Below are 17,253 nucleotides of genomic sequence, written 5' to 3'. Positions count from 1 at the left end.
GGCTGCCCAGCCGCTCCGGGGTCACCAGCGGCTGCTCGGTGGCGATGTCGATCAGGTCGCCGAGCACATCGGCGATCTGGCGGCCCTGCAGGGGCCAGACCATCGGGTCGCCCTCGACCTCGGCCACGCCCAGCAGGTGCCGCCGCGCGGCCGTGTTGGCCAGCAGGATGCGGCCCTCGGTGTCGCAGACCATGGTGGGCGAGGGCAGCTGCTGCAGGCTCTCGCTCACGAAGTGGTGCATGTCGCGCAGCTGGCGCGAGGCATATTCCACCGCGTTGATGCGCCGCTCCAGGAAGTCTCCGGTGCTGGCCGCCGGGCCGCGCAGCGGGATCACCAGGCCCTGGCGCTGCAGGTTCTCCATCTGCAGCCGGAGGAACTGGGCCGCGGCACTCAGGCGCCGCCAGCTCCACAGCGGGTAGGCCAGCACCAGCCCGATGAGGGCCGCAGCGGGCGCGAATTGCAGGCCGCTCCAGGCGGGCAGCAGCACGGCCAGGGCCAGGGCCAGCGCGCCCAGTGCAATGCTGGTGAGCAGGGCGGCGAAGGGGCCGAGCAGCAGCAGCGCCAGCAGCGCCAGCACCACCGGCAGCAGGTTGAAGGCCATGTTCAGCGCCGGCGGCGCGCTGTGGATGTGCACCCCCGCGAGGTCGGCGTCGAGCACCTGGGCGATGACTTCCACGCCCGGCATCAGGCGCGACTCCTGGCCCACCGGGGTGGCGAACATGTCGCCCAGCCCGGCGGCGATCGAGCCCACGAGCACGTACTTGCCGCGGAAGGCATCGGCTGGCACCTCACCGCGCAGCACGTCGATGTAGGAGTAGGTGGTGAAGTGCCCCGGCCCGCCCGCGTAGGGGATCAGGCGGCGGCCCGCACGTTCCCAGCGGGCGCCGTCGGCAGGGGGGTCGCTCCAGCGCGCCGGCGGGCAGCCACCGAGGGATGGCGTGGCCACGCAGCGCATGGCGATGCTGAAGTGCTGCCAGGGTGCGCTGGCCGGCCCCTCGCGCGCATACAGGCTGCGCACCACGCCGTCCTCGTCCGTGGCCACGTGCACATGCCCGAGCCGGGCGGCGGCCTGCTCCAGCGCGGGCATCGGCCGGTCGGCACCATCGCCCGGTTCGTACGGGCCCTGGCGCTGCATCACCGGCAGCACCACCCGGCCACTCCTGGCGACGGCATCGGTCAGCAGCAGATCGTCCTCGGGGTAGTCGAGGTCTTCTTCGTTGAACAGCACGTCCATGCCGATCACCAGCGGTGCCTGATGCGACACGTTCTGGATCAGCTGGGCATGCAGGGCGCGCCGCCAGGGCCAGCGGCCGATCACGCCGATGCTGCGGTCGTCCACCGCGATCACGGCGATGCCGGGCTGCGGCGGGCGCGACACCAGGCGCAAGCCGGTGTCCTGCACCAGGTGGTTGGTGCGCGGCAGTGCGCTCGGTGCACTCAGCCATGCCACCAGGGCCAGCAGCGTGAGCGCGATGGCGGCCCATTCGACCCGCCGCTGCTGGTTGCGCGTGCGGGAGTGCTGCGTGGGCATCGACCGCAAGGGGCTCAGGGACGGCGCACGGGCTCACCGCCCATGGTGGACAGGGGCAGCCCGGAGCTCGTGTTCAGCCCCGTGCCTACACGGATGCTGCGCGGCGGTGAGAACTCGCTTTGCAGGCCCGAGGGGTCGAGCACCTGGATGCGCACGAAGTAGGTGCCCGCAGGCAGGTCGGCCGCGGAGGTCCAGCGCGGTTCGTCGAGCTGGGTGTCCTGCAGGACCTTGCTGAACTCCAGGTCCGGCGCCAGCTGCACGCGGAAACGCTGGCCGGCCTGGGCCGGCCAGTGCAGGCGCACGATGGTGTCGCCATCCGTCGCCTGCATGGACGACAGGTCGAGCGCGGCGGGCTGCTGCGCCACGGTGAAGGGCTGCGCGGGTGCGAACGGCCCCTGGTCCAGCGCACCGCCCGCGAGCTCCGCGACCGTGGCCGCGCGCCAGAAGTAGTTGCCCAGGGGCAGTGTGGCCAGCGTCAGCTGGCAGGGGTTCAGGCGTCCCTCGTCCAGCAGCGGGGTGGCGAAATCCGCGCTGGCCGCCACCTGGATGCGGTACCAGCGGGCCCCGGGCACTTCGGTGCAGCGCAGGCTGCCGGTCACGCGCGGCAGCACGGCACCGGGGGCAGGCTGCTGGTACAGCGGCGGCACCGGCCGGGTCTTGATGGTGATGGGGCGCGTGGCGGGCAGGCCGGCAATGCCGGCCTCGTCCACGGCGCGCACGGCCAGGTGGTAGCTGCCATCGTCGAGCGCGGCCCAGCGCAGCTGGCCGTTGGCAAAGCGGCCGCTGCGCAGTACCTGCGTCAGGGCTGCATCGCGGGCCACCTGGGCCACGTAGCCGCTGGCGCCGGGCGTGGCCGGCAGGTTGATGGCCAGCAGGCCCAGGTCATGCAGCTGCGCCGGCACGGTGGACAGGTCGGGCGGGGCCAGCAGCGGGCGCGGGGCACCCAGGGTGCCGTCGGGCGCCACCGACAGGCCTTGTCCGCGGGCCAGCAGGGTGGCGTCGGCAACCGGCTGCGGGGCATTCTCGGCGCGGGACTGTACGGCCACCGTGCCTTCAAGTACCGAGGCAGTCGCCTGGCCCGAGGCCGCCAGCGCCACGCCGAATTCGGTGCCGCGCACGCTGGTCACGGCGCGCGGTGTTCGGATCTCGAAACGGCGCAGCGCATCGGTGCTGGGGGCGACGCTCGACTCCACGCTGCCGGCGCGCATCTCCATCACCGACTGGATGCTGCCCGCGCGTCCGCGGCGGCGCAACTGGCGCAGTTGCAGGTCGGATTGGGGCTGCACGCGCACCAGCGTGCCGTCGGCCAGGCGCACGGCGACGAAACTGTCCGGCCCCACCTGCAGGCGCGTGCCTTCGTCCAGCCGGGCACCTGGCGCCAGCGCCTGCGCCTCGCCCCGCTGGGGCTGTGCCGTGGCATTGCCCTGCACGAACTCCACCTGGGCCGAGGCCTGCGGCTGCAGGCGCACGGGGATCCACACGGTGGAGCCCGGCTGCAGGCGCCTGGGGTCGGCCACCTTGTTGCGTTGCTGCAGCAGCGGCCACTGGCGCGGGTTGTCCAGGTAGGCCTGGGCCAGGCCTTCGAGGGTGTCGCCGGCCCGTACCGTGTGCGGGATTTCGTCGGTCTGCGTGTCTGGAGGGGCAGTGGGGGTGGCTTGCGCATGCGCGCAGCCGAGGCCCGCCACGAACATGGCGGCGGCGGACAGGGGCAATGCAAGGCGGTGGATGACCACGTCAACTCTCCTACGGGCCGCAGGCTGCGGCGGTCTTCATCATTCTCGAGGGGCGGGCTTCGCTGTGGAAGCCCGGGGGGCGCATCACGGCTTGCGATCAGGCTCGACGGCTTCGAAGCGGTAGCCCACACCATACACCGCGGTGATGAAGTAGCCGTTGACCGGGCGCAGGTCCAGCTGCGTGCGCAGGCGCGAGACATGGGTGTCGAGCGAGCGCGAGAGCACGTCCGAGCCCTGGCCCCAGATCACCTCCTTGAGGTGGTCGCGCGAAAGCAGGCGCCCCATGTTCTGGAACAGGAACAGCGCCAGGTCGTATTCGCGGTTCTTGAGTTCGGCCACCTGGCCATTGACCTCCAGCGAGCGCGACTCGGGGTAGAACTTGTAGCGCCCGAAATCCAGCGCGCCGCTGGTGCTCTGCGGGTAGGCGCGGCGCAGCAGTGCCCCCACGCGGGCATTGAGCTCGCCGATGCGCACGGGCTTGACCATGAAGTCGTCGGCCCCGCTGCCCAGGCCTTCGACGATGTCGCGCTCTTCCTGCCGGTTGGTCACGAACAGGATGGGCAACTGCTTGCCCACGTTCTCGCGCACCCAGCGCACCACCTCGGGGCCGGTGGTGTCGGGCAGGTGCCAGTCCACGATCAGCAGGTCGAAGGTCTCGCGGCGCATCTCGCGCATCAGCGCGGCACCGGTCAGGTGGGTGTGGCACACATGGCCCATCGCTTCGGTGGCCTGTTTGATCAGATCCAGCTGAAGCGCATCGTCGTCTAACGCCGCTATGCGCATGGTTCTCCGTTCCGTTCAAGATTCACCCCGCATTATTCGCGATGTGCGGCAGTCCATTCCATGCCCCATCTTGGGGATCACCAAGTTTGACAGTTGTTCACCGTACCACGGGCGATGCCAGGCGGCGCGGGGCGGCATGGCGCGCGCCAGGCCGGGCGGCCGCGGCGGGTGCGATTTCACGCAGCAGCCGCATGCCCACCAGGGTGTAGCGGGTTTGCGGGCTGTTCCAGTTGCGGTAGCCGCAGCGTGCATAGAACGACCAGGTGTGCCAGGACCCACCGCGGCGCACGCGCACGCTGCCGTCGGCCGGGCCCCCGGGGTCCACGGCGGGAGACTCGGCGTAGTAGCTGTCGCCATGCCAGTCGGCCACCCACTCCCAGGCATTGCCCAGCATGTCCTGCAGGCCGAAGGCGTTGGGCGCGTAGCTGCCCACGGGCGCGGTGAAGGCATGGCCATCGCTGCCGCGCAGGGCATGCTGGCGCCAGCGCTCCCAGTGGGGTGCGGCCTCCTGGTCGAAGGTGTTGGCGTTCTGGAGCAGGCCCTCGGGGTCGTCTCCGTGCGGGTAGCGGGTGCGCGTGCCGGCACGGCAGGCGTACTCCCACTCGGCCTCGGTGGGCAGGCGGTAGCGCTGGCCTTCGGTGCGGCTCAGCCATTGGGCCAGGGCCTGTGCGTCGTTCCAGGTGACGTTGACCACGGGGTGGTCCTCACCCTGCGCAAACCCCGGGTTGCGCCAGGAGTAGCGCGGGTCGCGCCCCTCGAAGGCATCGCCGCGACGGGTCGTGGCCGGGTCGTAGCGGGGGTTGTAGCCATAGCCGCCGGTGCCGTCGGCCTCCGACTCGGGCTGGTAGCCCGAGGCCTGCAGGAAGCGCCGGAACTGGCCCACCGTCACCTCGTGCTGCCCCAGGTAGAAGGCCTGGCGGATGACCACCCGGTGGGCCGGGCCTTCATCGACCAGCTCGGCAAAGCGCTTGGGCTCCAGCTGCGGGTAGGCCCGCGCCAGCACGTCGGGCGCCTCGGGCCCGCCCATCACGAAGCTGCCGGCGGGCACCTTCACGAACGGCATGCCCAGGCTGTTGGTCCACACCGGGTGCTGCCTGTCGTGGCGCACCTGGGCCTGCGCGGGCAGGGCAGCGGCCAGCACGAGGACGGCGGTGGTGGCGGCCGTTCGGCACCGGGCCATCGGGCTCAGCGGTTGGGGTTGTCGCTCACGCACTCGAAGACCAGGCGCGAACCCTCGTTGCGCAGCAGCTTGGGGAACAGCGCCAGCTTCTGGCACTCCCGGGTGGCGGCGTTGTAGGCCGGCGAGGCGTCGTTGCCATAGACCGGCACGCTGAAGGTGCGGTCCCGGCCCGAGGCCATGGGGCCCGACGGTGGGCGGGTGGTGGCCGATTCGCAGCCCGCCAGCAGGGCGAGCAGGGTGGCCGAGGCGATCAGTGCTTTCATGGGATTCTCCCCGTGTTGGAAGGCAGTCTAAGGGACGGTGGGACAAAAAGCCGCGCCCCATTTGTAACCCAGGGGTCTGAAACCCTTGCGCTGCCTCCCCCCTGCGATACAGTACGTTACAACTGACGGAAGAACGTATGGCCTGGATCCGGTCGGCAGTGGCAAGGGACGCGGGGCGCCAGTGGGCGCTGCGCCTGCTGGTGCCGCTGGTGCTGCTGGCCTTGCTGCAGGTCCTGCCGGTGTGGCAGCCCTTGCAGCGCCTGGAATACGATCTCTTCAGCAGCCTGACCGCACCCGTGCGGCCCGATGCGGGCGTGGTGGTCATCGGCATCGACGAGCCCAGCCTCGCGGCCCTTCAGGCAGCGCCGCCGCTGCCGCGGCGCCTGCATGCGCAACTGGTCGAGGCGCTTTCCGCGACCGGCGCGGCGGGGCTCGGTATCGACCTGCTGTTGTCCACCGCCCAGTCCCCCGAGGACGACGCCGCCCTCGGGCGTGCCCTGCAGGGGCGCATGCCCGTGGTGTTGGCCAGCGCCCGGGTGGCCGTGCACAGCGGCCAGGTGGCGCAGTACCAGCAGGCACTGCGCTCGATCTTCGGCCAGGCGCTGCACGGCGACGTGGGCATGCAGCCCGACGACGATGGCGTGCAGCGCAGCGCGCCGCTGCACGCCGATGCGATGTGGCGCGTGCTGGCGCAGGCCGCGGGCCGCAGCGTGGTGCCGCCCCCGCCCGGTGCGCTGCTGCGCTACTACGCGCCCGAGGTGGCGCTGCCTTATGTGCACTACATCCAGGCGCTGGACCCGGCGCGGCAGCTGGCGCCTGGCGCGCTGCAGGGTCGATTGCTGCTGCTGGGCCAGAACACGCCGGTGGGCGGCGTGGACCAGTTCACCACGCCGCTGCGCACCCTGGGCCAGGGCACGCAGTCGGGCGTGATGCTGCATGCCACGGCCCTCATCAATGGCCTCACGGGCGACTGGATCGTGCCCGCGCACCCGGCGGGCCCGCTGCTGCAGGCCGCGGCGGCCATTGCCGTGGTGGCCGCGCTCACGCGCCGCTGGCGTGGCTGGCTGGCCGTGTGGCTGAGCGTGGCGCTGGCCCTGCTGGCGCTGATCGGCGGGCTCTGGGCCTACCTGCAGGGCGTGTGGTGGCCCACGCTGCCCACGCTGGTGGCACTGGCGCTGCATTTCAACGTCGGCGCGACCGACAGCTACTGGCGCGAGCGGCGCCAGCGCGAGCGCCTGCGCCTGGACTTCGGCCGCTATGTGCCGCCGGCCGTGGTCAGCGCGCTGATCGCCAGCGGCACCGCGCCGGCCATCAGCGGCGAGCGGCGCGAGCTCACGCTGCTGTTCTCGGACCTGGCGGGCTTCACCTCGGCCAGCGAGCGCCTGCCGCCCGAATCGGTGGCGCAGGCCCTCAACGCCTATTTCACGCGCATGACCCATGCCGTGCACCGCCACGGTGGCACGCTCGACAAGTTCATCGGTGATGCCGTGATGGCGTTCTGGAACGCCCCCGTGGCCGAGCCGCAGCACGCGGCACGCGCCCTGGCCTGCGCGCAGGAGATGCAGCGGGAAATGCAGGCCCTGCGCAGCCAGTGGGCGGGCACCCCCTTTGCCGAGCTGCAGCTGCGCATCGGCCTGCACACCGGCGAGGCGGCGGTGGGCCACCTGGGCTCCGAAGGCCGCTTCACCTATACCGCCGTGGGCGATGCGGTGAACACCGCGGCCCGGCTGGAAGGCGCGAACAAGGCCTTCGGCGCCGGGATCCTGCTGTCCGAGGCCACCCGCAGCACCTTGCCGCGGGAGGGGGCGCAGCCGCCACCCCTGCTCTGGCTCGACGCCGTGGTGCTGGCCGGGCGCAGCAGCGGCATCGATGTCTACACCCCCTGCGACGATGCGCCGCTGGTGGCCACCAGCCTGGTTTTGCAGGCCCATGTGCATGCGGGCCGCTGGGACGAGGCCCTGGCGTGCTGCGCCGAGTGGAGGGCCCGGGCCGTGCACCTGGCACCGCTGTGGGCGGCCCAGGCCGACCGGCTGCAGGCGCAGGTGCAGACACTGGCCAACGCCCGGGCGCCGGTGGCAGCGGGCGCTGTCTTTGCGCATGCGCTGGACAAATGAGTACCCGGAAAGGCCCCGCCATGCCATCGACACACCTGTGGATCAAGACCCCCATTGCCCTGGCTGCCACCCTGTGCCTGCCCAGTGCCTGGGCGCAGTGCGCCGGGGTGTCCGTGGCCCCCGATACCGTGGCCGCGCAGATCGTGGCCCTGGCCGGCCAGGGCCAGACCCGGCCGCCCGGCGAGGGGCCCTGGTCACCGGCCGTGCTGGCCCAGCAACTGGGTGCGGGTGCGGGCGTGCGCACCCTGGAGCTGTCGTCGGCCGCGCTGCTGCTGGCCGATCGCACGCAGATCCGCATGTCGGCCAATGCCCAGTTGCGCCTGTGTGAATCGCAGCCCGAGCGCAGCCTGCTGGAGCTGGCCGCCGGGCGCCTGTGGGCGCGCACCAAGAAGACCCCGGCCTCGCTGCAGCTGCAGACCCCGGCGGCCCTGGCCGTGGTGCGCGGTACCGACTGGGACGTGGAGGTCGATGCGGCGGGGCGCACCACGCTCACCGTGCTGTCGGGCCAGGTGGACCTTTCCAATGCCTTCGGCCGGGTGGAACTGGGGCCTGCCGAGCAGGGCTATGTGGAGCCTGGCAAGGCACCGGTCAAGCGCCTGCTGGTGCGCCCGCGCGAGCGCGTGCAGTGGGTCATGGCCAACCCGGTGGACGCCACGCGCTGGGTGGAACTGCAGGGCGACGCCGTGGCGCCGCCGCTGGCCGCGCTCCGCGACGACCTGCGCACGGGCCAGTGGCCGCGCGCACGCGAGCGGTTGCTGGCGCTGTCTGCCAGCGGGCAGGGTGGGGCCGTGGTGGAGTTGCTGCTGGCCGACCTCGACGTCTTTGACGACCGCATGGACGCGGCCCAGCAGCGCCTGGCCGCCGCCTGGCAACGCACGCAGGACCCGCGCACCGCTGCGCGGCGCGCCGGGCTGCTGATGGCGCTGGACCAGAGCCCTGAGGCGCGTGCCTGGCTCGATACCGCACGCACGCAGGCACCCGAGGCCACTGCGCTGCTGCTGGCCGACGCCGACTGGCAGCGCCTGGAAGGCCGGGGCGAGGAAGCCATTGCCCTGTACCGGCGAGCGGTGGCCGGTGCCGAGGCACGGCGGGAGCCTGCTACCGACCAGGCCGCAGCCCAGTGGGGCCTGGGGCGCGCCCTGCGCGAGCGGGGTGACCTGCGCGGTGCGCGCGAGGCCCTGGCGCGTGCCGTGGCGCTGTCGCCCGCGCAGCCCGCCTACCAGGGCGAGCAGGCCACCCTGGCGGCAGAGGCCCTGCGCCTGGGCGATGCGCGTACGGGCTTTGACGCCGCGCTGGCCCAGGCCGGCGATGACTATGTGAGCCTGGCCGGTGCAGGCCTGCTGGCGCTGCAGCAGGGCGACCCCGGGGCGGCGCGCAGCCAGCTGCTCAAGGCCCTGGTGATCGAGCCGCGCTATGCGCGCGCCCAGGTCTGGCTGGCCGTGGCCGAGTACCAGCTGGGCGAGCAAGCGGCGGCGCTCGACTCGCTGGCGCGCGCCCGCGTCGCCGACCCGAACGATCCCTTGCCCTGGCAGATCGAATCCACCCTTCACAACGACAGCGGGCAGCCCGTGCAGGCGATCGCCGCAGCGCGAGAGGCGCTTGTGCGGCTGCCTTTCCTCAAGTCGCTCAATCCGCTGGCGTCGGACAGCCGGGGGTCGGCCAGTCTGGGCAAGGCACTGGGTGACTTCGGCATGGAGCACTGGGCACGGGCCTATGCCGCAGCCTCGTACTACCCTCTGTGGGCCGGCAGCCACTTCTTCCTGTCCGACCGCTACGAAAGCGACTTCAATCGCCGCTCCGAACTGTTCCAGGGCTACCTGACCGACCCTACGGTGTTCGGTGCCAGCGAGAAGCGTGCACCGCTGCTGCTGTCCACCGGCAGTGAATGGAGTGCGGGGGCGAGCGCCGAACGCAACCCGCTGCGGCACAACGCCACGGTCGATGCAGGCCACCGTGGCTTTGCGACGGCGCCCATCCCTGTGGCCTGGCTGGTGCGGGGGCAGGACATCCAGATGTGGCCGCGCGAAGGGCCCGCTGCATCGCGCTATCGCCTGTCGTCCCCGGATCTGGCCATCGCCGTCGGTGCCAAACCCAGTGAAAGCCTCTCCCTTTTCCTGCAGCATACGGACAGCACCCTGCGCTACCGTTTCCCGGACGGGCGCGATTTTGGCAACGGCATCACCTTCACGGGCGGCGCCGAGACCCGCGCACGCCGCACGGACGCCGGGGGATCGTGGCGCTGGTCCGCCGACAGCCAGACCTGGATCCAGGTGCACGGGGGGCGCCAGACCTCCGGCCTGGTGCTGGACGATGCGCGCTTCGGACCGCAGGACTACCACTATGCAAGCGAAGAGAAGGGCCTGTTCCTGCGCCATACCCTGCTGCAGGGGCCACACCGCTTCAGTGCCGGCTGGGAGCGCGTGACCCGTGATACGGACAGCGCGATTGCAGATGCGCAGGTGGTCAGCCCTCGGGCCAACACCGAACGCTATGACATGCCCTGGATGGCAGGGGAGTGGCGCAGCGGACCGTGGAGCGTGATGGCGGAAGCCTATTGGCCCAGGCTCTCCACCGCCCAGAGCGACCGCTTCACCGACACGGCGGGCCAGGACCTGCTGGATCCGCAATTCGACGGTGCCGCGCGCCGCCGCAAGTTGCTGCCGCGTGTGGGTGCCAGCGTGCGGCTGGGCCCCGGGCGGGCCCTGCACTGGGCCTGGCAGGAGAGCATGCGTGCCCCCGGTACGCACACGCTCGCGCCGGTGTCCACCGGTGCCATCGCCGTGGACAACCAGTACCTGCTGCCAGGCAGCCTGGCACGCAAGCACGCGCTGCAATTGGACTGGGAACTGGGGCCGTCCACCTTCCTGGGCGCCAGCCTTTCAGGCCAGCGCATCCACAACCTGGTGGCCCGCGACGGGCGGCTGTTCGCCATGAACACGGCGGCCTTGTTCGACAACATCAATACGGTCGCGCCCGTCGTGCTCAGCGCACAGACTTCATTGAACACCTACGAGGAGACGCCGGTGTTCGGACAGGGGCATCTGGTCCAGTCCACCGTGTCCGTCAACCACCTGCTGGGGCCGCGCTGGAGCGTTCTGGGCAGCTACATCCATACCGATTCGCGCAATACGGGGGAGGGGTTCTCCGGAAACCTGCTGCCAGGTTTCGCGCGCCATGTGGCGCTGGGGCAGACCACCTGGCGGCACGAGGGGCGCGGCTTTTCGCTGCTGCGGCTCACCTGGCGCGGGATGCGCTACCGCGATGAGGCCAACTTCCTGCAGCGCCCGCCGGGCTGGAGCATGGCCTTGGCCCACGGCTGGGAGTCGCAAGATCGCCGCTTCACGCTGGTGGGCTCACTGGAGACGGGCTTGCGCAGCGGCGAGCGGCCCACCTTGTGGGCGCTGCTGCGCTACCGGGATTGAGTTGCGCGCCTGCAGGTTGCCAAGCCTGGCGTCCCGCCGCGCAGGGGCATGGGCGCCTCAGGCTGCCGCCGCAGCCTCGGCCAGCGCCTGCAGCGCCGCTTCCACGTCGGCCTGCGCAACGCCATCCACCGGCGCCAGGCGCGGTGCCAGGGCCTGCAGCGCATGGCCGTCCTTTTGCAGCTGGGCGATCGCCTGCCCGGCGTCCTTGGGCGCATCGAAGCCCGTGCTCTGCAGCAGCAGGCGGCCATCGGCCGCGACGAACTTGAAGTAGAACTTGCCATCGGCCTCGCGGTACTGCTTGAACGAGGGCAGGGCCACCTTGGCGGCCTTGGCCGCCTTGGTGGCAGCGCCGGCCTGCACCAGGCTGCGCAGGCCCACGGCCGAGCGCAGCTCGCGGATGAAGGGCGTGGCCAGCGCGCGCGCGCGCTCGGCACCGGCCAGCAGCGTGGTCTCGATGCGGGCCGGGTTGTTGATCAGCTCTTCGTACTGCGCGCGCATGGGGGCGATCACCTGGTCCACGCGCTCGAGCAGCACCTGCTTGGCATCGCCCCAGGCAATGCCGTCGGCATACTGCTGGCGCAGCGCGGCGGTCTCGGCCTCGGTGGCGAAGGCCTGGTAGATCTGGAACAGTGCCGAGCCCTCCACCTCCTTGGGCTCGCCGGGCGCGCGCGAGTCGGTCAGGATGCCGCCGATGAGCTTCTTGAGCTGCTCGCGCGAGCTGAACAGCGGGATGGTGTTGTCGTAGCTCTTGCTCATCTTGCGGCCGTCGAGGCCGGGCAGGGTGGCCACGTGGTCGTCGATGGCGGCCTCGGGCAGCACGAAGTGCTCGCCGTACAGGTGGTTGAAGCTGGCGGCCATGTCGCGCGCCATCTCGATGTGCTGGATCTGGTCGCGGCCCACGGGCACCTTGTGGGCCTTGAACATCAGGATGTCGGCGCCCATGAGCACGGGGTACATGAACAGGCCCGCGGTCACGCCGTCATCGGCATCGCGCTCGGCCGCCACGTTCTTGTCCACGCTGGCCTTGTAGGCGTGGGCGCGGTTGAGCACGCCCTTGCCGGTCACGCAGGTCAGGAGCCACGTGAGTTCAGGAATCTCGGGGATGTCGGACTGGCGGTAGAAGGTGACCTTTTCGGGGTTCAGGCCCGCGGCCAGCCAGCTGGCCGCGATCTCCAGCGTGGAGCGCTGGATGCGCACCGGGTCTTCGCACTTGATGAGCGCGTGGTAGTCGGCCAGGAAGTAGAAGCTCTGCACGCCGGGCGTGAGGCTGGCCGCCACCGACGGGCGGATGGAACCCACGAAGTTGCCCAGGTGGGGCGTGCCCGTGGTGGTGATACCGGTGAGAAAGCGCGTGGTGCTCATGGGAAACGGATTCTGCGAAAAGGGGGAGAGAAAAAGCGGAGCCGCTCAGCGCAGCAAGGCCATCAGCGGCGTGAGCAGCAGGTTGATGGCGCCATAGCCCAGCGACATCAGCGGGCGCAGCCAGATGGTGCCCACCACGCCGGCCACCACCAGGCCCATCACGATGAAGAAGCCGAAGGGCTCGATGCGCGAGACCATGTGGGCCGCCTTCCAGGGCAGCAGGCCGACCAGGATGCGGCCGCCATCGAGCGGGGGCAGCGGGAACAGGTTGAAGGCCCACATCACCAGGTTGACCAGGATGCCGGCGCGCGCCATCTCGATGAAGAAGCGCTCGGTCACGCCCATGCCAAGCAGCAGCACCAGCAGGACGGCCCAGAAGATGGCCTGGAAGAAATTCGAGGCCGGTCCCGCGAGCGCGACCCAGATCATGTGCCGCTTGGGGTTGCGCAGGTTGCCGAAATTGACCGGCACCGGCTTGGCATAGCCGAACAGGAAGGCCCCGGAGGTGGCGAAGTACAGCACCAGCGGCATCAGGATGGTGCCGATGGGGTCGATGTGCTTGAGCGGATTGAGGGTGATCCGGCCCATCATGAACGCCGTGTTGTCGCCGAAGTGGCGAGCGGCATAGCCATGGGCAGCTTCGTGCACGGTGATTGCAAAGAGCACCGGCAGGGCATAGATCAGAACGGTTTGGATGAGATTGGAGATGTCCACCCTGCCAATTGTCTCAGACACACGACAACAACCCTTTGGCACAGTCACTTTCCGGGATTGTTACGATGGTTCCGTTGTTTCAAATGGATACAGGCGTGGCAGACTCGGGTGAGGTTGTGCGCGCGCTACATTGTTGAATGCAACGGTCGCCATAAATACATACAACACTGATATCGGAGATGAATCCCATGGGCCTGGATCGTTTGAAGATTGGAACGCGCCTCATTCTGGCGTTTGGTGCCATTGCCTTGCTGGTGGCGGTACTGATGGTGGTGGCCAGCTCGGGCATCGGCCAGGCCGACGATGCCTACCGCGCTGCGGTGGGGTCGGCCACCGGGCTCACCGCGGAGCAGCGCGCGCCCCTGGAGCAGGCCATCCGGGCCGGCCAGGGCCACCTGGAGAGCGCGCGCCTGTGGGTGCTGCTGCTGGGGGCCGGCGTGTTCGTGGTCTCGCTGGTGTCCTTCGTGCTGCTGCGCAGCGGCATCGTGCACCCGCTGAACCAGGCCATCCTGATCGCCGAGACGGTGGCGGCGGGCGACCTGAGCCAGGAGTTCTCGTCCGAGCTCGAAGGCGACTTCGGCCGCCTGCTCACGGCCCTGGGCACCATGGAGGACACGCTGACCGAACTGGTCTCGGGCATCAAGCAGTCCACGGACTCGATCACCGAGGCCGCGGCGGACATCGATTCGGGCAACTCCGACCTGGCGCGCCGCACGGAAGACCAGGTGAGCTCCCTTGCCGACACGGCCGGCAGCATGGCCGAACTGACCTCCACCGTGCGCCAGAACGCCGAGCGCGCGCGCTCGGCCAGCAGCCTGGCCGTCAACGCCTCGCAGATCGCCGAGCGCGGCGGTGCCGTGGTGGGCGACGTGGTGCAGACCATGCAGGCCATCAGCGGCAGCTCGCGCAAGATCGTCGACATCATCCAGGTCATCGAAGGCATTGCCTTTCAGACCAACATCCTGGCGCTCAATGCCGCCGTGGAAGCGGCCCGTGCGGGCGAGCAGGGCCGCGGCTTTGCCGTGGTGGCCAGCGAGGTGCGCAACCTCGCGCAGCGCAGTGCCGTGGCGGCGCGCGAGATCAAGACCCTGATCAGCCAGTCGGTCGACCAGGTCGAGAGCGGTGCCGGCCACGTGGGCCGTGCTGGCAAGACCATGGAAGAAATCGTGGGCGCCGTCGGCCAGGTCACTGCGTTGCTGGGCGAAATCTCCGGTGCGCTGCATGCGCAGAGCTCGGGCATCGAGCAGGTGAACGGCGCCGTGGCCCAGATGGACAGCGCCACGCAGCAGAACGCGGCCCTGGTGCAGCAGGCGGCCAGCGCCGCCTCGGCCCTGTCCTCGCGTGCGCAGGAGCTGCAGCGCGCCGTGGGCGCCTTCAAATTGGACTAACACCCCCTGAGTCGCTTCGCGCCTTCACCCCTCTCTCGACCCGCTGCGCGAGTCGGGAGGGGGACGCCCCCGGTGCGGCGGGGCGGCCCTTGCACGGGGGCACTGGTCTTGGCCGCGTCAGTTCATGCGCCGCGAACAGTGGCAATGATTAGCGGTTGAAACGGCCCTACAGCCCCAGCGCTTGCAGGCTGCCGCGGCCTTCGCGCACCACTTCGGGGTCGCCGCCGGTGCCCATGGGCGTCAGGTCGACCACCGTGGTGGGTTCCCGTGGGCAGGCACCAGCATCCACGATGGCATCCACCAGCTTTTCATAGCGCTCGCGGATTTCCTCGGGGTCGTTCAGTGGCTCGGTTTCGCCAGCGGGGATCAGCGTGGTGGCCAGCAAAGGCGCGCCATGCAGTTCCAGCAGCAGCTGCAGGCCCTTGCGGTCGGGCACGCGCAGGCCGATGGTCTTGCGCGAGGGGTGGCTCACGCGGCGCGGCACTTCCTTGGTGGCTTCGAGGATGAAGGTGTAGGGCCCGGGCGTGCCCAGCTTGAGCAGGCGGTACTGGCGGTTGTCCACGCGCGCGTAGTTGGCCAGCTCCGAGAGGTCGCGGCACAGCAGGGTCAGGTGGTGCTTTTCGTCCACCTGGCGGATGCGGCGCAGCCGGTCCACGGCATCCTTGTCATCGAGGTGGCAGACCAGCGCATAGCTCGAATCGGTGGGCACGGCCACGATGCCGCCTTTTTGCAGCAAGGTGGCGGCCTGCTTGAGCAGCCGGGGTTGGGGGTTGTCGGGGTGGACTTCGAAGTACTGGGCCATGGTGAAGGTCAGGCGGCGGCTGCCGGGCGGATGCGATCGGCCAGCAGTTCCCACACGGGGGTCAGCGTGCCGGGCAGCGGGGGCAGGGTGCCCAGGTCGGTGTGCGATTCGTCCGGGCTGTGGAAGTCGCTGCCACGCGAGGCGGCCAGGCCGAACTCCTGGGCCATGGCTGCATAGGTCAGGTACTCGGGCGGGCTGTGGCTGCCGGTCACCACCTCGACGCCACGCCCGCCGTGGGCCTTGAATTCGGAGAACAGCGCAAACTCCTCGTTGGCGCTGAACTTGTAACGGGCCGGGTGGGCGATCACGGCCATGCCGCCGGCCTCGGTGATCCAGCGCACGGCATCGCCCAGCCGGGCCCAGCGGTGCGGCACGTAGCCGGGCTTGCCTTCGGTGAGAAAGCGGCGGAACACCTCGGAGGTGTCCCTGCAGACACCCGATTCGACGAGAAAGCGCGCAAAGTGCGTGCGCGAGATCAGTGCCGGGTTGCCCACGAACTTCAGGGCGCCTTCGTAGGCCCCCTCGATGCCCACCTGGGCCAGCTGCTGCGCCATGTCCCGGGCCCGGTCACCGCGACCGCCGCGCGTGGCGACGAGGCCCTCGGCCAGGCGGGCGTCGTCCGGATCGAACCCCAGGCCGACGATGTGCACGGTGGTGTCGGCAAAGGTCACCGAGATCTCCACGCCCGTGAGGTAGGCCATGCCCTGTGCGCGGGCGGCCGCGGCGGCCCGGTGCTGGCCGCCGATTTCGTCGTGGTCGGTCAGCGCCCACAGCTCGACCCCGTTGGCCTTGGCGCGCGCGGCCAGGTCCTCGGGGGTCATGGTCCCGTCGGATACCACGGAATGGCAGTGCAGGTCGGCGTTGAGCAAGGTGGTCACCGACCCATTTTAGGGCTTGTACCGATAACGCGGGGTGCCGATTCCAGCAACACTGGTTACAAGAGCGCGGGCTCTGTTGCCGTTCGTCCTGTGGCCGTGACGGCGGCTGGTGGTTTGAAGACGGTTTCCTGAGGCAAAAACCCACAAAGCAGGGGCAGGTGATGCCCTTGCACAGCACAAGAACCTGTTGCAAGGATCGACCATGAAATTCGACAACCTGCGCGTGGCCCACAAGATGTGGAGCGTGATCCTGGGCCTGCTGGCACTGATGCTGGTGACCGCCATCTGCACCCAGTGGTATGGGCGGCAGGTGACGGCAGAGACCGAGCGGTCGGTCGAGAAGTACGAGTCCGCCATCACCACGGCAGTGAGCTGGCGCGGGCTGGCCGAGGTGGCCGTCACCATGTCCATGGCCAGCTTCGTGACCACGGACGCAGCGCTCAAGGCCGACTTCGATACGCGCGTGGCGGCCCTCACGGCGCGCATCACACCGGTGCAGGAAAAGATCGGCAAGAGTTCGGTGTCGGCCGATGACAAGGCCGCCCTGGCCCATGTCGCCGCCACCCGTGCCGACATCCGGGGGCAGACCGACAAGCTCAAGGAGCTGACCGACGCGGGCGATGCGGCGGCCAAGCAGGACTACCTGGCCAAGGTCTACCGCCCGAAGGCAGTGGCCTACCTGGAGGCCATCGACAAGTTCGTGGCCGTGCAGGAGCGCCAGCGCGACGCGGCGGTGCAGGCAGCCCACGACTCGCGCGCCAGCCTGGTGGTGATCGGCGCGGTCGCCGCCATTGCCGTGGTGGTGCTGGGCATGTTGATGGCAGCCCTGCTGGTGCGCTCCATCACCCGCCCGCTCGATCGCGCCGTGTCGCTGGCCGAAGCGATCTCGGCCGGCGACCTCACGCAGAACATCCATGACGACCGCAAGGACGAACTCGGCGTGCTGACGCGTGCCCTGTCCGGCATGTCCACCCGCTTGCGCACCGTGGTGAGCGAGGTGCGCGTGGGCGTGGACTCGGTGTCCTCGGCCTCGGTGGAGATCGCCAACGGCAACCACGACCTGTCGGCGCGCACCGAGCAGAC

Annotated in this window: 13 protein-coding genes; 4 read left to right on the top strand and 9 right to left on the bottom strand. The window is 70.2% G+C overall.

All coding sequences use genetic code 11. The features are described from left to right. The 5 genes from PMI14_RS17885 to PMI14_RS17865 all read right to left on the bottom strand — a co-directional run. Positions 1-1,531, bottom strand: a 1,531-nt coding sequence (locus PMI14_RS17885) for a CHASE2 domain-containing protein (protein ID WP_007856664.1), incomplete at its 3' end; no start/stop codon positions are given. A gap of 14 nt (positions 1,532-1,545) precedes the next feature. Further along, positions 1,546-3,264, bottom strand: coding sequence for a FecR domain-containing protein (locus PMI14_RS17880; protein ID WP_007856663.1), 1,719 nt, complete (start codon positions 3,262-3,264; stop codon positions 1,546-1,548). Between the two features lie 84 nt (positions 3,265-3,348). Further along, positions 3,349-4,047, bottom strand: a complete 699-nt coding sequence (locus PMI14_RS17875; protein WP_007856662.1) for a response regulator transcription factor — start codon at positions 4,045-4,047, stop codon at positions 3,349-3,351. A gap of 97 nt (positions 4,048-4,144) precedes the next feature. Then, positions 4,145-5,227, bottom strand: coding sequence for a formylglycine-generating enzyme family protein (locus PMI14_RS17870; protein WP_007856661.1), 1,083 nt, complete (start codon positions 5,225-5,227; stop codon positions 4,145-4,147). A gap of 5 nt (positions 5,228-5,232) precedes the next feature. Then, a complete protein-coding gene (locus PMI14_RS17865; protein WP_007856660.1) occupies positions 5,233-5,490 on the bottom strand; it encodes a hypothetical protein in 258 nt (85 codons plus the stop codon). Positions 5,491-5,627: 137 nt separating this feature from the next. Here PMI14_RS17865 and PMI14_RS17860 point away from each other — a divergent pair, with 137 nt between their 5' ends. Together PMI14_RS17860 and PMI14_RS17855 are read left to right on the top strand one after the other, a co-directional pair. Beyond that, positions 5,628-7,604, top strand: coding sequence for an adenylate/guanylate cyclase domain-containing protein (locus tag PMI14_RS17860; protein ID WP_007856659.1), 1,977 nt, complete (start codon positions 5,628-5,630; stop codon positions 7,602-7,604). Positions 7,605-7,624: 20 nt separating this feature from the next. Continuing rightward, on the top strand, positions 7,625-11,026 hold the full coding sequence (locus PMI14_RS17855; RefSeq protein WP_007856658.1) for a FecR domain-containing protein: 3,402 nt from the start codon (positions 7,625-7,627) through the stop codon (positions 11,024-11,026). Positions 11,027-11,083: 57 nt separating this feature from the next. Here PMI14_RS17855 and PMI14_RS17850 read toward each other — a convergent pair whose 3' ends face one another. Further along, positions 11,084-12,388, bottom strand: coding sequence for a tryptophan--tRNA ligase (locus PMI14_RS17850; RefSeq protein ID WP_007856657.1), 1,305 nt, complete (start codon positions 12,386-12,388; stop codon positions 11,084-11,086). A 45-nt stretch (positions 12,389-12,433) separates the two neighbouring features. Continuing rightward, on the bottom strand, positions 12,434-13,102 hold the full coding sequence (locus PMI14_RS17845) for a site-2 protease family protein (RefSeq protein ID WP_035204385.1): 669 nt from the start codon (positions 13,100-13,102) through the stop codon (positions 12,434-12,436). Positions 13,103-13,290: 188 nt separating this feature from the next. Between PMI14_RS17845 and PMI14_RS17840 the strand changes: the two genes are divergently transcribed. Next, on the top strand, positions 13,291-14,490 hold the full coding sequence (locus PMI14_RS17840) for a methyl-accepting chemotaxis protein (RefSeq protein ID WP_007856655.1): 1,200 nt from the start codon (positions 13,291-13,293) through the stop codon (positions 14,488-14,490). A 166-nt stretch (positions 14,491-14,656) separates the two neighbouring features. Here the strand turns inward: PMI14_RS17840 and PMI14_RS17835 are convergent, their stop codons facing one another. Next, positions 14,657-15,292, bottom strand: coding sequence for an L-threonylcarbamoyladenylate synthase (locus PMI14_RS17835; RefSeq protein ID WP_007856654.1), 636 nt, complete (start codon positions 15,290-15,292; stop codon positions 14,657-14,659). Positions 15,293-15,300: 8 nt separating this feature from the next. After that, positions 15,301-16,170, bottom strand: a complete 870-nt coding sequence (locus PMI14_RS17830; protein ID WP_007856653.1) for a 3',5'-nucleoside bisphosphate phosphatase — start codon at positions 16,168-16,170, stop codon at positions 15,301-15,303. Between the two features lie 202 nt (positions 16,171-16,372). On the opposite strand from PMI14_RS17830, the gene PMI14_RS17825 reads away from it, so the two are divergent. Then, positions 16,373-17,253 (top strand): HAMP domain-containing protein (locus PMI14_RS17825; protein WP_007856652.1); only part of this gene is annotated, 881 nt, incomplete at its 3' end.

Origin of the sequence: Acidovorax sp. CF316 (genome assembly GCF_000276605.1) — a bacterium.
In the GTDB taxonomy this organism is placed as follows: Bacteria; Pseudomonadota; Gammaproteobacteria; order Burkholderiales; family Burkholderiaceae_C; genus Acidovorax.
The sequence above is the reverse complement of the archived record's forward strand: the minus strand, read 5'-3'. Positions and strand labels throughout refer to the sequence as shown.

Excerpts from the sequence above, each read along its gene's own strand:
- PMI14_RS17865 (WP_007856660.1), bottom strand. The coding sequence starts at position 5,490 with ATGAAAGCACTGATCGCCTCGGCCACCCTGCTCGCCCTGCTGGCGGGC.
- PMI14_RS17840 (WP_007856655.1), top strand. The coding sequence starts at position 13,291 with ATGGGCCTGGATCGTTTGAAGATTGGAACGCGCCTCATTCTGGCGTTT.
- PMI14_RS17860 (WP_007856659.1), top strand. The coding sequence starts at position 5,628 with ATGGCCTGGATCCGGTCGGCAGTGGCAAGGGACGCGGGGCGCCAGTGG.
- PMI14_RS17855 (WP_007856658.1), top strand. The coding sequence starts at position 7,625 with ATGCCATCGACACACCTGTGGATCAAGACCCCCATTGCCCTGGCTGCC.
- PMI14_RS17875 (WP_007856662.1), bottom strand. The coding sequence starts at position 4,047 with ATGCGCATAGCGGCGTTAGACGACGATGCGCTTCAGCTGGATCTGATC.
- PMI14_RS17870 (WP_007856661.1), bottom strand. The coding sequence starts at position 5,227 with ATGGCCCGGTGCCGAACGGCCGCCACCACCGCCGTCCTCGTGCTGGCC.
- PMI14_RS17835 (WP_007856654.1), bottom strand. The coding sequence starts at position 15,292 with ATGGCCCAGTACTTCGAAGTCCACCCCGACAACCCCCAACCCCGGCTG.
- PMI14_RS17850 (WP_007856657.1), bottom strand. The coding sequence starts at position 12,388 with ATGAGCACCACGCGCTTTCTCACCGGTATCACCACCACGGGCACGCCC.